The 15,481-nt window shown below is 44.4% G+C and carries 13 protein-coding genes; 6 read left to right on the top strand and 7 right to left on the bottom strand.

Annotation, left to right across the window (positions count from 1 at the left end):
* Positions 1-74: 74 nt before the first annotated feature.
* A complete protein-coding gene (locus tag AB4384_RS16105; RefSeq protein ID WP_086775967.1) occupies positions 75-548 on the bottom strand; it encodes an FKBP-type peptidyl-prolyl cis-trans isomerase in 474 nt (157 codons plus the stop codon).
* Positions 549-624: 76 nt separating this feature from the next.
* The gene (locus tag AB4384_RS16100) at positions 625-1,251 is read right to left on the bottom strand and encodes a thioredoxin domain-containing protein (protein WP_004731367.1); all 627 of its coding nucleotides are present in this window, start codon (positions 1,249-1,251) and stop codon (positions 625-627) included.
* Positions 1,252-1,509: 258 nt separating this feature from the next.
* Here AB4384_RS16100 and AB4384_RS16095 point away from each other — a divergent pair, with 258 nt between their 5' ends.
* Positions 1,510-2,145: an OmpA family protein gene (locus AB4384_RS16095; RefSeq protein WP_017631828.1), complete on the top strand. Its 636-nt coding sequence runs from the start codon at positions 1,510-1,512 to the stop codon at positions 2,143-2,145.
* A 109-nt stretch (positions 2,146-2,254) separates the two neighbouring features.
* On the opposite strand, the gene AB4384_RS16090 is transcribed toward AB4384_RS16095, so the two are convergent.
* Positions 2,255-2,614 carry a glutaredoxin gene (locus tag AB4384_RS16090; RefSeq protein WP_017062638.1) on the bottom strand — a complete coding sequence of 120 codons (360 nt, stop codon included), beginning with the start codon at positions 2,612-2,614 and terminating at the stop codon, positions 2,255-2,257.
* A gap of 89 nt (positions 2,615-2,703) precedes the next feature.
* Positions 2,704-4,296, bottom strand: coding sequence for a nitric oxide reductase transcriptional regulator NorR (gene norR, locus AB4384_RS16085; protein ID WP_372129809.1), 1,593 nt, complete (start codon positions 4,294-4,296; stop codon positions 2,704-2,706).
* A 368-nt stretch (positions 4,297-4,664) separates the two neighbouring features.
* On the opposite strand from norR, the gene hmpA reads away from it, so the two are divergent.
* Complete coding sequence (hmpA, locus tag AB4384_RS16080; RefSeq protein WP_372097391.1) at positions 4,665-5,861, top strand: NO-inducible flavohemoprotein; 1,197 nt, start codon at positions 4,665-4,667, stop codon at positions 5,859-5,861.
* A gap of 153 nt (positions 5,862-6,014) precedes the next feature.
* Here hmpA and AB4384_RS16075 read toward each other — a convergent pair whose 3' ends face one another.
* The gene (locus tag AB4384_RS16075) at positions 6,015-6,962 is read right to left on the bottom strand and encodes a TDT family transporter (RefSeq protein WP_050634251.1); all 948 of its coding nucleotides are present in this window, start codon (positions 6,960-6,962) and stop codon (positions 6,015-6,017) included.
* 239 nt (positions 6,963-7,201) lie between these two features.
* Complete coding sequence (gene clcA, locus AB4384_RS16070) at positions 7,202-8,608, bottom strand: H(+)/Cl(-) exchange transporter ClcA (protein WP_372129808.1); 1,407 nt, start codon at positions 8,606-8,608, stop codon at positions 7,202-7,204.
* 552 nt (positions 8,609-9,160) lie between these two features.
* On the opposite strand from clcA, the gene AB4384_RS16065 reads away from it, so the two are divergent.
* From AB4384_RS16065 to AB4384_RS16055, 3 genes are all read left to right on the top strand, one after another.
* Positions 9,161-10,144: a GTP-binding protein gene (locus AB4384_RS16065; protein WP_372129807.1), complete on the top strand. Its 984-nt coding sequence runs from the start codon at positions 9,161-9,163 to the stop codon at positions 10,142-10,144.
* 182 nt (positions 10,145-10,326) lie between these two features.
* Positions 10,327-11,613, top strand: coding sequence for a DEAD/DEAH box helicase (locus AB4384_RS16060; RefSeq protein WP_017069159.1), 1,287 nt, complete (start codon positions 10,327-10,329; stop codon positions 11,611-11,613).
* 164 nt (positions 11,614-11,777) lie between these two features.
* Positions 11,778-12,398 (top strand): LysE family translocator, encoded by a 621-nt coding sequence (locus tag AB4384_RS16055; protein WP_017064486.1) that lies wholly within the window; start codon positions 11,778-11,780, stop codon positions 12,396-12,398.
* A 256-nt stretch (positions 12,399-12,654) separates the two neighbouring features.
* Here AB4384_RS16055 and AB4384_RS16050 read toward each other — a convergent pair whose 3' ends face one another.
* Complete coding sequence (locus tag AB4384_RS16050; protein ID WP_372129806.1) at positions 12,655-14,682, bottom strand: PhoX family phosphatase; 2,028 nt, start codon at positions 14,680-14,682, stop codon at positions 12,655-12,657.
* 242 nt (positions 14,683-14,924) lie between these two features.
* Here AB4384_RS16050 and AB4384_RS16045 point away from each other — a divergent pair, with 242 nt between their 5' ends.
* Positions 14,925-15,266: a YggL family protein gene (locus AB4384_RS16045; RefSeq protein ID WP_102333496.1), complete on the top strand. Its 342-nt coding sequence runs from the start codon at positions 14,925-14,927 to the stop codon at positions 15,264-15,266.
* Positions 15,267-15,481 lie beyond the last annotated feature (215 nt).

The following is a 15,481-nucleotide window of genomic DNA, read 5'->3' as shown; positions in this document are numbered from 1 at the left end:
TTTAACTGATCGGCATTACCCAACATGGTGTACATATTGGGGCTTAAATCAGAAGCTTATTTATAGCGATTCGATTATTGGATAGAGATTAACTCAACATCAAAAATTAGAGTCGATGATGGTGGGATAGGGCCTGAACCGCCTTTACCGTAAGCTAGAGTGCTTGGAATGAATAGACGAACTTTTTGGCCTTCAACCATGTAAGTCAAACCTTCTTGCCAGCCTTTGATTACTTGCTTAAGAGCAAATGAGATTGGCTCGCCACGCTCAACAGAGCTGTCGAAAACAGTGCCGTCGATCAGCGTACCGTGGTAGTGAACCGTTACTTTGCTGTTCTTAGTTGGGTGCTCTGTGCCTGTACCTTCTTCAAGAACAAGGTATTGAAGACCGCTTTCAGTCGTAATCACGCCTTCTTTAGTGCCGTTTTCAATTAGAAATTGTTGGCCTTGTTCGAAGTTTTCTCCGCCAGACTTATGATTCGTCCAAGTACGGTAAATCATGAAACCCGCCAAGAGAAAGACGATGACCGGGATGACAAATTTAGACATAGTAAAACCTATTTATATTGAGTGCTGAATTTCGTAGTTAATACAAAATGTGTTAATCAGTTGACTAAAGCCGCGATTATGGTTGAGTCAAAAGGTAGTTGATCGTTTTTGCAATGCCAGCAACGTCTTGGTGACCTGCTGTTAGTACTTGGTATTTACCGTTGATGATAAAGGTTGGTACTGAGTTGATCTGACCTTTTACTGAGATCTCTTCTGCTTTCTTAACGTAGTCGAAAAGAGCGACTTGCTGTTCTTTGTTCAGTTGGTATGGGCTAACCAAACCACGAGAAGTAAACGCTGTCTCTAGTGCTTGTTGACGCTGCTCTGGTGTTGCATCTGCACCCATTTGAACGGCACCAAATAGGTCGTCCATGAACGCGTGGTCAGGCGTCGCATCAAGCTGCATCACTGCTGTGTAGTAGATCATTGCGCTGATTTGAGCGCTTTCGTTGAACGTCACGTGCATCTTGCCAATAGTTTGGTCTGTTAAAGATTCAATCTCTGGAATGGCACTTTCCATTTGACGGCAGTGACCACAGTTAAGAGAGAAGATTTCAGTGATCGGAGACAAGTTAAATTCTGTTAGAGCAGTTGGAAGCGCTTCGTATTGAACGCCTTTTTGTGGCTCGTCTGTTTCACTACAACCGGCGATAATAAGTACGGCAGCAAGTGCTGTGATGAATTTAGTAAATGGTTTAAACATAATGTTTGCTCTAGCGTTGAGAAGTCGTGAGATTCTAACTATTTAGTACGAATTGGAAAACAATTATAAGGTAAATAAATGCAAACAGTTCGAACTAGCGGCTGAAGACAGGCTAGTAGACGGTTAACTGTGATCAACAGCACTTTTTTGGGTTCTGCTTTCTTTTCGTCTAAAGTTTTTCCCTCGGTGCCGATATAGACATTAGTGAATGGTTTATCTGCATGAGTGGTTGGTGAAGTAATGAGATATTTAGCGATAATGTTAAGCATAGCTTTGGCGGGGTGTGAAGCCACATCACCAACTGACTTACTTGGCGGTGACATGCTAGAAACTGCACCGCAAACCGATTACGACTTGATGCATCCTGAATGGGGTGTGGTTCAAACGACTCATGTAGCAAGCAATCGTGGGTACTCGATTCAGAGCAGTACTCATCAACAAAGAACCATAACGACCAACTACGGACGTGGCGTTTCGACTAACGATCCACTGGAAGTCTTTTTAAGACAAAACCGTATCGATTTTGAAGTGTTGCCGGGTAACCATGTGATGGTAAAGCTTGAGCAGCACGTGAACTTTAAAACAGGTTCAGCATTCCCCGAGCCAGCTTATAATCAATGGCTAGATACGCTAGGCAGCTACCTTGCTCAACGCCAAGATATTGATGTGGTGATTGAAGGGCACACCGATAATACGGGCACAGATCGAATCAATGATCCGCTTTCAGAGCAGCGAGCAAAAGAAGTGAAGGCTCGATTAGAGAGTAACTACGTATCAAGTCGCTCCATTTATACTCGTGGATTTGGCGAATACGTACCAGCTTGCACCAACGCTTCTGCGCAAGGCAAGGCGTGTAACCGCCGTGTGGAATTGATGCTGATTGTAGCGAAGTAGTCGTTTGAACTTTCACGCCCAATTTGAAGCGATTAACGCCAAATAGCAGACATAAAAAATCCCTCACATTAGAGGGATTTTTTGTATCTAGATTTTGTTGCTTTGTTGCTTATGCAAACTGCTTTTCTAAGTAAGTCACGATATCTGAAGATTCGTACATCCACTCAGTTTTGCCGTCTTTTTCGATACGTAGACAAGGCACTTTCACACGACCGCCGCCAGCTTCAAGCTCAGCACGGTGTTGTTCGTTGTTTTTTGCATCACGAAGTTCAAATTGAACCGACTGACGTTTCATCGCGCGGCGCACTTTCACACAAAATGGGCACGCTTCGAATTGGTATAACGTGTGCGTTTTTGCCTGCTCATTCACTTTGCTTTGTTCTTCTTGAGAACGCTTCACACCACGTGGGCTGAAAACAAAATTCAATAACAAGATGACACGACCTAAGAACCAACGGATAAACTTCATAACTCTCTCTACATATTTAAAATTAGCGTTACAATTTGCAGCATTATATACACAAGTTTTGTCAGATGCTCGCAACAAACCGCTAATATCTATTTTGTCCGTTCGATCGTGTGAGACTTAGCCACATTTAGCCCTAAACGCTTAGACAGTCGAGTCAGATTTGCTCGGTCTGTTTTCAGAACTCGCCCTGCCTGTGCCCAGTTAAAGTTGGCATCTTCTAACACCTCAGTAATGATACTGCGTTGAAAATCGTCCGTTGCACCACGTAGCCCTGCAGAAAGGTCGATCGTTGGTGTCGATAACGGTGTGTTCTTCACCTGTGTCGTCGCAATAGGTTGATCTTGGTCTAGAGGACCACAATCTTCTTTGGTGATTGTCACTAGGTTTTTATTGGTGCTGCGTGCTAACGCTTTCAATGCGGAACGACTGATCACATGCTCAAGTTCACGCACGTTACCTGGCCAACCATAACGGTTTAGGAAAGAAAGAACGTCGGAGCGGAACTTAACTTGGTTGATACCAAGCTTACGACGCGCTTGTTCTAAGAAGAAACCCGCTAATAAGCTGATGTCGTCACCACGATCTTTCAGTGCAGGCACCGCGATAGGGTACACACTCAATCGGTGGTACAAATCGGCTCTGAATCGACCGTCTTCAACTTCTTGTTTTAGATCTCGGTTTGTCGCTGCCAATACTCGAACATCAATAGTTTGAATGTTGTCTTGGCCCACAGGTTGGATTTCGTTGTTTTGCAGCGCACGTAAGAGCTTACTTTGAGCAGCCAAAGGCAACTCACCAATCTCATCAAGGAACAGTGTGCCACCATCGGCCAAAGCAAACTTACCTAAGCGGTTTTTGTCTGCGCCAGTGAACGCGCCACGAACGTGACCAAACAGTTCACTCTCTACTAAGTTTTCAGGAATTGCTGCACAGTTTACGTAGACGAGTGGGTTACGTTTACGTTGAGATTGGTGGTGCAGGGTGCGAGCCACAAGCTCTTTACCAACTCCGGTGTCACCATGAATCAAGATATTAAACTCAGACGGCGCGACAACCGCGATGTCGTTCTTAAGCGCGACCATGGTGTCACTGTTACCAATCAACTCGCCGCCGTCACGTTCCCACGCTTCGACGTTCAACTCTTCGAGTAATTGCTTTGACTGTTTTGCTTGATGTTCAAGTTGCGAGAAGGTCAATGCCATCTGCATGGTTGAGGCTGCAATAGCTGCCAGCACTTCAAGGTTACGCGCCGGTATATTCGCAAAGACATCAGGTTTCAAGCTGTCTAGAGTCAGAATGCCTAAGAGCTTATCGCCAAATAGCAAAGGCAAGCCCATACAAGCATGCATTGGTAAATCGCCATCATGATCAATAAGCAAACCATCAAAAGGGTCGGGTAAGGAGCTGTCAGCATCGAAACGAACTGGAAAGCGAGACGCGCAGATCTCTTCAAATCGTGGATGTTCTGAAATGATAAAGCGACGACCGAATGTATCTCGGCTGAGCCCTTGCATTGCGATAGGTACTAGCGTGTCGCCTTGAAGACTTAAAAGCGCGACACAATCACACGTTATGGTTTTGCGAATGGCATCGATCAGGCGATTGAAACGATCTTGATCGTTGACACCACTTGCGAGGCCAATGGTCATTTCCATGAGGGTAGATGCGGAGATATCTTGCATAAAAAACTCTAACTGTGTGTGTTTATAAACATAATAGAGTCTTATTGACTTAAAAAAAAGGTCTTTTTGACATTTATATAAGATGAGTTTTGAGAAGAAAACCAGTAATGACGGGGATTGATAAAGTTGGCACTGATTGTGCAGAAGATACAGAGAAGCCCAATTATAGCGCTGATTAAATAGACTATTCTTGATCTCAATCAATCAGGTGGCATTAATCAGGTTTCGCGATTTTTTGAAATGAAAACGAGTCAAAATAACTCAGTTTCTAAAAATAACTAAGGTTTCAGAAAATCGATAAGTCATTCTTAATTTTTAGTAGTCAAAATGACATATAGGTCATAAGGCTCAGTGTTCGGAGTAAATTCATGCTTAACAATGCACATATCGAAATCATCAAATCTACTATCCCTCTACTTGAGAGCGCAGGCCCAGCTTTAACTCAGCATTTTTATCAACGTATGTTCACGCATAACCCTGAGTTGAAAGATATCTTCAATATGACTCACCAAAGAACAGGTCGCCAAGGCGTAGCACTGTTTGAAGCTATCGCGGCATATGCAAAGAACATTGAAAATCTAGCAGCGTTAACAACAGCCGTTGAACGTATTGCTCAGAAACACACAAGCTTTAACATTCAACCAGAGCACTACCAAATTGTTGGTTTGCACCTGATTGAGACATTACGTGAACTAGCTGCTGACGCCTTTACTCCAGAAGTGGAAGAAGCATGGACAGCCGCTTACCTATTCTTGGCGCAAGTATTCATCGATCGTGAAGCTGAACTTTACCTACAGCGTAAGCAAGCTGTTGGTGGTTGGGAAGCAGCGCGTGCGTTTGTGATTGCAGACAAAATCGAAGAGTCAGCGCTAGTAACAAGCTTTATCCTTCAGCCAAAAGACGGCGGTGAAGTTCTGGATTACACACCAGGTCAATACATCGGTATCGAAGTGAAACCAGAAGGCTCTCAATACAGCGAGATTCGTCAATACTCACTGTCTGATAAGCCAAATGGCAAGCAATACCGTATTTCTGTTAAACGTGAAGGACAAGGCCAAGAGACACAAGGCGTTGTATCTAACCACCTACACGATACGGTTGCTGTTGGTGATGAGGTTAGCCTATACGCACCAGCGGGTGACTTCATGTATCAAGAGCGCAGCAAGCCAGTAACACTTATCTCTGCAGGTGTTGGTGTAACGCCAATGCAGTCTATGCTTGAGTTCCTAAACACGGAAGATAAAAACGAGCCAGTACTTTACCTTCACGCTTGTGAGAACGTAGGCCAACACTCTTTCACGACTCGTGTTAAAGATATTGTTGCCGACAAAGGTTGGAAAGCGAAAACGTGGTACATGAACAAAGATGAATCTGCATGTGAAAACACGCATCAAGGGCAAATGGATCTAGCGTCTATCTCTGATACTAAAGGCTTTGAAGAGAGCGATTTCTACATCTGTGGTCCTGTTGGTTTCATGAAGAACATCGTGGAGCAACTAGACGCACTTAACGTTGATCGTTCACGCGTACATTACGAAGTATTCGGCCCTCACGCTAACTTCTAATAGTACTCGAGAGTTCTAGTAACACTCGCCTGAACTATTAATACCTTGCCTATTCAAAGGCCTCACATTGTGAGGCCTTTTTTGGTTTGTTCTGTCTGACATCATCGATTACTACAGAGCACGATGGTTCAGCTAAGATCTTTTCGTTTTGACCTAAGAACGTTTAACCTTCTTAGACATGTAATCGGAATCAAAAAACTCAGGCCAGTACATTTTCACGTAACCGCCTGCCACCCAAATCACTAGGATGGTGGCGATGGTTAGCTCGAAGAAACCAAACTTGTGTAGCCAATACCATTGTGGGTATTCCGCGCCGAAAAATGTGGTTAGACGATGCATGGCAATAGCGCTGATCACGGATGGGAAGGTGACGGCAGCAATTGAAGGTTGGAACTTCAAACGCATTAGGCGGATGTAACACAAGTAAATCAATAGTGTCATGGTGATGGCGATGCCAGACAATGCGCCTGTTAGAATCGGATCTGGATTGTCGAAGTTAACCAAGTAAGCGGCTAAAGATAAGTTAACCGGAGCTGCCATGATAGCGAGTGTTGGTCTTGCTCGGCGAGGAAGGTTGCCTTCGAACACCAAGCGGTACAACACCACTGGCAACATAAGGAAATAGATACCAATACAAGTGACCGCAAGTGTTTCTGAAAATACAGTGTGTCCGAACTGTGTGCCAGCTAAGGAACTGCTGATCAAACCGACCGGATACAGAAACCAACTCGGTACAATGTTCGACATTTTGAAGTTGATGATCTGAAAACTAAAGAACAACACCATCATGGTAAAGTGCAGCAATAGCGCGCAGAACCAAACTGGGTAGGCGATAGCTGGCGATATCTCGGCTAAATAGTCGCACAGAATCAGTAAAGCCATGCTCATTGGTGCCATCAAGCTTCCACTTAACGGGTGGCGAATGTCATTAAGGAAGGTATTAAAGCTCGTTAAATAGCGCAGTAAAACAGGCAGCAATAATAGCGCGCCGAATGCAGCGAGGTAGGGACGAATTATCTCACCAATGCCCGGGATATATAACGCCCAAGCTTGTCCTAACCCAATAACGCCAAGTGCTAAAGACGCCTGAGATGGCGGCACATTTTTTACTTGGGTTAATCTTCTCCAGTTCAACGACTTACTCCGACTTAGTTAATTACAGAATATTGGACTATTTGCTTTAGTTAGAGCGTGTAGGTCATCCTTCAATAGATTTTGAGGGCACTCAACTAATTTTGAGTGGATGATACCAAGTTTAACGTTTGCTTTTTTGATTTTGATACGGAATCGGGAGATTAAGCACGTTGAATGTGTGCTTTTGTTTCATGAGTCATTTGTAATTAGCGCACTTCCTCTTGTTGAGGAAGATCTTGTTGTCTTAGTTTCTCGTTTTTCAGCGTACGGTTAAGCAGCTGACTGTAAATTGGCTGCCCACCTAACATTTGAGCAATGATTACCGCGCCTAAGCAGGTGATGATCAACGGCAGGATCAGGTAATAGTTATTGGTCATTTCAATAACCAACAGTATGCCAGTGATAGGTGCTCGAACAGTGGCAGCAAATAACGCTCCCATGCCAGCAATTGCAAACATACCCGGTTCAATATTCAGTTCAGGAAAGAATGCCGCTGCGATAAGCCCGAACGCATAACCAAAGAGTGTTCCTAGCGCAAGCATTGGTGCAAAGATACCGCCTGGTGCACCAGAGCCGAAACAAAGCAGGGTAGTGAGGACTCGGCCTAAGAAAATCAGCAACAACACATTGGCGCTGTAGCTGCCATTCGTGATGTTCGGGATGATACCAATACCACCACCAGTTAATTCAGGTATATAGAGTAGCAACAAGCCAAAACAACCGCCAAGTAGGGTGCCTGTCATCAAGTAGCGTTTACGGTCATTCTTGTGGATCGCCACAAACAGGTCTTGGGAAAGCGTAATCAGCTTATTGAAAATTACACCAAACAGACCGAATAACACACCTAACAATAAGAATAACCAAAGTGCGTCGAGTGCAGGCGGCTGGTACTGAGGCATTGTGATAACGGCGGATTGGCCATTGATAGAACGAAACACAATGTTGGCTGAAACAGCTGAGATGATGACGGCTTTGATTGATATGAGTGAGTAGCGAAACTGTGGTCTCATCTCCTCGACAACAAACATGATTCCTGCCAGTGGTGCGTTAAATGCGGCGGCTAAACCACCAGCGGCGCCTGACGCCAACAGTGAGTGGCGAGTGTCATCATCTTTAACTCGAAAGATATCTGTGACCATACGACCAATACTACCGCCCATTTGAACGGTTGGCCCTTCGCGTCCTAACACCATACCTGAACCGAGTGCGCCCATGCCGCCAAAGAATTTTACGGGTAATACTCTCCACCATCGAACAGGGCGCATGCCGTCCATTGCACCTTCGATTTCAGGGATACCTGAACCGGCAGCTTCTGGAGCAAAACGGTGAACGAGAAAATAACCAATAAAGGCGAATGCAGCACTAATAAGGAAAGCAGCAAGCCAAAGTGGTAAATGGCTACCGATCTCATCTTTTAGCCAATCGGTACGGGTTTCTGTGATGAAATGAACCGCAACTTCAAAATAGGTACCCACAACGCCCGCAAGTACACCCACAATACAAGAAAGAAAGAGAACTGAAGCTGGGGTCTTATCTCTTGAGAGAAATTGATTAATAGCATCCCTTGGCATTTTGGCTAGTAAGGACTGCTTAATTTTCTCTCTTCTGGTCATAAAGATAAGTTTCCTGAATGAGTTAAGGCGGGGTTGCATTAAATTATACGCTTCCTCTGCATATCCTATAGCAACAAAGATGAAAAGTTGAATTTCATTTATGGAATGCACGTGTTAAATAAATGGAATCTATGGTCAATAGTGTAATCACCGTCACAGTTTTGATCGATTCTCTGGCGGCGGCTTGAATATCCCCAAAAATGAACCATAGTTAAATCGTAAAGCAACATAACGAACCGCAAGGAGAAGTGAGGTTTTACACACAATTTGGATGGATTCAGAAACAAAGTTTTAGTTCCTCGTTAAATGTTCAGGTCGATATTTAAGGCTTCCTGATTCGCGAACTCACGATTGAGTAACGAGGGTGAGGCGTACTGAGTAAGTACGCCTTTAGTTCGTCTGGAGCATCCCATTTCCACATCCCGCTTCTATTGCTTTATCTCTTCTGATTATTTTCGCGCCAACCTCTATTAACGAATCTCAGTGTAAACAATCGATTGGGGTCAACTTTTGGGTGATTGAGTATATACTCCCTTAAAAAGGAGAACTGATATGACTAAAAAAGTTCCTACAAACATCATTACGGGTTTCTTGGGTGTTGGTAAAACGACAGCCATCTTGAACCTGCTAAAAAATAAACCTGAGAATGAAAACTGGGCTGTTCTGGTTAATGAATTCGGGGAAATCGGCATTGACGGTGCATTGATGACAGATCAAGGCGCTTTGATTAAAGAAGTGCCGGGTGGATGCATGTGCTGTACTGCGGGCGTGCCTATGTCAGTGGGTATTAATGCCTTACTTCGCCAAAAGCCAGACCGTTTATTGATTGAGCCGACAGGGCTTGGTCACCCTAAACAGGTTATAGCGACACTGACTTCCGATCAGTACACACCATATGTCGATTTAAAAGCGACGCTTGGTTTGGTTGACCCACGAAATCTGTCTAATGAAAAGTACACCTCGAATCAGAATTTTAATGATCAACTAAATAGTGCAGATGTGATTCTTGGTACTAAGGTTGACCTTGTTCATTCTGAAGACATCGATGTGTTCAATGATTGGGTGACGGATCAAACGCCAGCAAAAGTATTCCATAAGCTAATTCACGATGGTGAAGTGCCATTGGAAGTGTTAGACATTGAAAGAGTATACGGCAGTGCTTCATCTCATATTGAAGCGCATCATCACGATCACGCTGAACAAGAGCCTCAATTCCAACTTCCTCCTGGTGAAGCTTTCATCCGTAAAGAGAATAAAGGACAGGGCTATTTCAGTTGTGGTTGGTTGTTTGGCGCAGAGCATAAGTTCGACTTCGATGCGCTATTCTCTATGTTGTCAGATCTAACGGCCGAGCGTGTAAAAGCTGTCGTGAACACCGACCAAGGTTGCTACGCATTCAATGTGGCGAATCAAGTCGTGTCTGTGAACGAAATTACGCTTGATAGCTTTGAATCTCGACTGGAAGTGATCGACTCGCAGCTCATGCCATGGGGCGATCTCGAGCAGATTCTACTCAAGCTGTGTGGCATCAAATAGCCCTGTTTTTGCTGTTTGAACCAAGGATCTTGGTGTTTACCTCGTTGAAGGCGGGATAAACACCAGATTAAATGAGAAAGTTTGCGTTATATCACGATAAATGTGAGATAAATCACTCTAATTACTTTATAGTGCTCGGCTGAAATAAGAATGTAGGCTGTCTGCTTAAGGAACCCGTAACAATGTCATTTTCCTCTCAAGGTTTTGCTCCTGAATTAGTCAAAGCGTTGACTGAGTGTGGTTATGAAAAACTCACTCCAATTCAACAAAAAGCGATTCCAATGGCTCGTAAAGGCCATGATATTTTTGCTACTGCTCAAACCGGTACGGGTAAAACAGCGGCATTTTCATTGCCTGTTATCCAACACCTTTTGAACAGCGGTAAAAAGGCGTCTAGAGGAACGGCTCGCGGCCTTATTCTTGCTCCAACTCGTGAGCTTGCTGCGCAGATCGCTCAAAACATTAAAGACTACGTTAAATACACAGATCTAAGTGTTTCTGCGGTTTACGGTGGTAACAAGATGTCTTCACAAGTTCGTCAACTAGAACTGGGTGTGGATATTTTGGTTGCAACACCTGGCCGTTTAGAAGAGCACTTAGAAGCGGGTAACGTGTCTATTGCTAACCTAGAATTTCTAGTATTTGATGAAGCTGACCGTATCCTTGATATGGGCTTTATCAATGCCGTTCGTAAGATCATGTTGGATGTAGAAACATCACCGCAAATCATGATGTTCTCTGCAACGACTTCTACTCAGTTAAACCAACTGTCTGTTGATATTCTGCGTAAACCAAAACGTATTAGTGTTGAGCGCGAAAACTCAACGGCTGCTACTGTCGGCCACGTGGTTTACCCAGTGGATCAAGAGCGTAAAACAGAACTGCTTTCTGAGCTGATTGGTCGTAAAAACTGGCGCCAAGTGCTTGTTTTTGTTAACTACAAAGAAACAGCGAACGATGTAGTTAAAGAGCTTAAGCTAGACGGCATTAAAGCAGTACTGTGTCACGGTGATAAAGCGCAAAGTGCTCGTCGTCGTGCTCTAGACGATTTTAAAGAAGGTAAAGCGCGTGTAATGGTAGCAACCGACGTTGCGGCTCGTGGTCTTGATATCGAAGACTTACCACACGTAATTAACTACGACATGCCTTTCCTAGCAGAAGACTATGTTCACCGTATTGGCCGTACAGGTCGTGCAGGTAAGCAAGGTCACGCTGTCTCTTTCGTTAACCGCGAAGAAGAGCTGACTGTCGTTCAAGTTGAAAAACTGATTCAACAGCGCATTCGTCGTGTTGAACAACCGGGTTATGAACCGAAGAAACGTGATGCTTACATCGAGAAGCTGAACACTAAATCGGCTTACAAAAACCGCCAAGGTCGTAAGAACAACGCGAACGAAGAGACGCAAGATCAAGCAAGCGCTGAACGTCGTTTGACTATGATGAAGCGAATTAAAAACCGTCGTAAGTAATTACGGTTGGTGATTGAAAAGAGCCACTGTTATGTGGCTCTTTTTGTTTGTATTGATCGCAATATTGTTTATTGTCATTACTGCTTCGTTTCAACCTCGCTTCATTTCAAGCCCGATCAAGAAACAAGAACTAATAAATAAAAACAAGTCGATAAGGTAATAATATGGATAGCGCACTACTTTGGGCTTTTATTCCCACGTTTTTCTTCGTGTCAATCACGCCCGGTATGTGTATGACTTTGGCGTTGACACTTGGAATGAGTGTTGGATACAAGCGTACATTATGGATGATGATCGGTGAACTGGCTGGTGTCGCTGTGGTTTCTATTGCCGCGGTATTGGGTATCGCTTCGATCATGTTGAATTACCCATGGCTATTTACGGGCTTTAAATTTGTTGGTGCGGGTTACCTGTTTTATTTAGGCGTTCAGATGTGGCGTTCGAGAGGCAAACTGGCGATCAGTACTGACAACCAAACAACAAAAGTCAGCAATGATTGGGACTTGGTGGTTCAAGGTTTTGTCACTGCAATTGCGAACCCAAAAGGCTGGGCGTTTATGATTTCTTTGCTGCCTCCTTTTATTAACAGCAATAAAGACTTAGCACCGCAGTTGTTCATTCTCGTGTCAATCATTCTGGTTTCTGAGTTTGTTTGCATGACCTTATACGCGACAGGCGGAAAGAGCTTAAAGCATATGCTGGGCAAAGCCGACAATGTTAAGTTGATGAACCGCATTGCAGGTACGTTGATGATGGGCGTTGGTGTTTGGTTGTTCGTGAGCTAATTCTGGTTAGCCTACAACGAGCAGAGATCCCCGACTCAGTCGTTCCTCCTTCTCGAGGGTGACGCGTACGTGGGATGATGACGACTTAGGATTACGGTGAGTTTTGAAAATTCGGATTCTTACTTAAACCGAAGAATGCATAGAATATAAAAAGAGCGATAGGGCATTTGGCCTTATCGCTCTTTTTGATTTTACTTAGCTAGCGAACAGAGACTAGATAACAGAAATGTTTCTGATCTTAGCCTGCGTTGTATATTTAAACCGCGATTTCACCGCCGTCTTCTCGACGAATCACAACCGTAGATGCTCTTGGGCGGACTTTGCCTTGAGTTTGTGCGGTTGCATCTTCAGACGATGGCCAGTTTGCCGGGTGTTGAATGTTCACAAACAGTGACTTGAAATCTGGGCTGATGGTAAAGCCTGTTACTTCACATCCGTTTGGTCCCACAAAGAAACGCTTTAGCTGCGCTTGATTGTTTGCATCAATTACCGCGCTGTTGCCTTGGTCATCCGTTAATTGAGATGGAACCACTGCCAGCATTTGGTCATTGGTGTAGCCAGTGACTTCGTCTGCGCCATTATCTGTCTGAATCCATAAAATACCACGAGCATCAAACGCTAAGCTGTCAGGACTCGCGAACTGGTTCATGTCTGTTAGACCAGAGCGGTTAATAGACTTGTCTTCCACTGCTGGTGAACCAAATACGAAGATATCCCAATCGAACTCGCCTGCCGTTTTGCCTTCATCCCAACGGATAACATGACCGAACTTGTTGTCTACGCGAGGGTTCGCAGAGTTCGCTTCTTTACGCTTGTTGTTATTAGTCAGCGTTAGGTAAGCCGTACCCGTCATTGGGTCAACAGAGCACCATTCAGGGCGATCCATTGGCGTTGCACCAACAAGGTCGGCAGCGCCCGCTGTATTGATGATAAGCGCTGCTTGAGAGTCAAATGAATCACCTAGCTTGCCGCCGTTTGTAGTCTTGCTGCCCAACGTTAGTGGTAGCCACGTACCTGAACCGTCATCGTTGAACTTAGCCACATACAGCGTGCCTTTATCCATGTACTTGTCACCCGCACTTAGGCGATTACTCGGTTCTGCGTCACGCGGGTCCCATTTCTCTTCAGAAACAAATTTGTATAGGTATTCAAAGCGAGAATCGTGACCAGAGTAGAATACGATTGGCTCGCCTTCGGTCAACTTACCAAACGTACAGCCTTCGTGACGGAAACAACCCAGTGCAGAACGTTTCTTAGCGCGAGAGTTTGCTGTGTATGGGTCTATTTCAACAATGTAGCCGTGACCGTGTGCTTCGTTACGGTAATCGTCCATTGCTGACTCACCTGTTGGTGTTACGTCAAAGCGAGCAAATTCGTCTAGGCGTTCTTGTTTGTTACCTGAAAGCGTGTCCCAACCGTAACGTGTTTTGTCAGTAGCGATACCAATACGTTCTTGCGCTGGTGTTGTCTCGCCTTTGTTAACGAAATAACCCGGCCAGTTTTCTTCACACGTTAGGTAAGTGCCCCATGGTGTGTAGCCATTACCACAGTTGTTCAACGTGCCACGAGCTTGGCTGCCGTCTTGTGAGAACTTGGTTTTGGTAAATTCACTGTGTGCAACAGGACCAGACAGATCCATTACGGTCGCGCCTGTGTAGCGGCGGTTCAGAGGATCGTTATCGACCATCACCCATTGGTTGCCTTCAAGTTTTACACGAACCACACTCACGCCGTGTGCGTTGATCTCTTTACGTACTTCATCAAGGCTAGGGCGGTTGCCTTCATCGTATGTAGGACCATTAGCGTGCAGTGCTTTTTGGTCGATGTATTCGTGATTAATCACCAACAAACCGTCGTTGCTGTTGCCATTAAGCGGGAAGAAGTGCATGCCGTCGTGGTGCATGCCCAGTGAGTTTGCTTGATCTTGTGCGTTGTTGGTTCCATCTTTTAACCAAGCATTGCCTTGCTTGTTAAGTGGAGTACCCCAAGGAACCAATACTTGTGCTGTATAGCCTTTTGGCACAACGACACTGTCTGTCAGTGAGCCTTTAACCGATTCGAATGCAAGTGTAGCAGTGCTTTTTTGCGGTGCGCTAGATGATGCTGTCGCCGCGTGCGCTGTGCTGTGGCCTGCTAAACCAAAAGCACCAAACGCCGTCATTGCACTGATGCCTAAACCGCCTTTGAGAACATTTCTTCTTGAAAGGTTCGCATCTAAAACTTCTTCGAAGGGTTTGTTTTTGCTCTTATTAAAACGAGTGCTATCAAATGTTTCCTTGCTCATCTCGACTGCTTCCTATTGGCTGATTTTATTATTCGTTATTCATGACTAACTCATGAGTTAATAAGTTTGGTCAATGTGTGACTAATCGTGAAGCAGTTAAGTGACAGATTTTTATAGATTTGATTAAGGTTTTGTTTCTGTAGCACGATTTTTGCCATTAACACCCTTGTGTAATACAAAACTCTTGGGGATTGATGTGGAACTGTGTATAAATGCTTTATCAAACGAAAAGAGAGACAGTTATGAAATTAGATAAAATCGAAAACAAAAATCGCCGCCTACGCAAGAAGTTATACCTAGGTGAATTCGCTATTCTAGGTTTTGAAGTAAGCTGCACGACTTCGATTGCTGATTTTGACCAATACGATGTGTTCATCGATGAATTTATCGATTTCATCGACAGCATCGGTCTGTGCTTTGGTGGCGGCGGCCTTGAGCTGTTTGAAGGTTTCTTATGCTCAATTGAGCGCTACCGTTCAGTAACAGAAGCAGAACAACTGCAAGTTGCTCAATGGCTTGAAGCTCGTGCTGAAGTAAGCAAAGTGGAAGTTAGCGAACTGATTGACGCAAACTACGCGTTCTAATTTGATGTTGTGTTGTTAGCTCGATTGAAAGGCCAAATACGGCTTAGGAAAGAGTAACAACAGTACGCTAGAATAAAGGCCGAATCGTTAAATCGATTCGGCCTTTTTGCGTTTTATTCGTTCCATTTCTATTCTTTATCTTCTTTTCTATCCCTTCTGACGTAAATGATAAATTGATATTTTTCGATTAAATATTAGGGCGTGTTGATCTTTGC

Source organism: Vibrio sp. 10N.261.51.A4 (genome assembly GCF_041471945.1).
Lineage (GTDB): Bacteria > Pseudomonadota > Gammaproteobacteria > Enterobacterales > Vibrionaceae > Vibrio > Vibrio crassostreae_C.
This window is presented reverse-complemented; position numbering and strand designations above follow the sequence as displayed.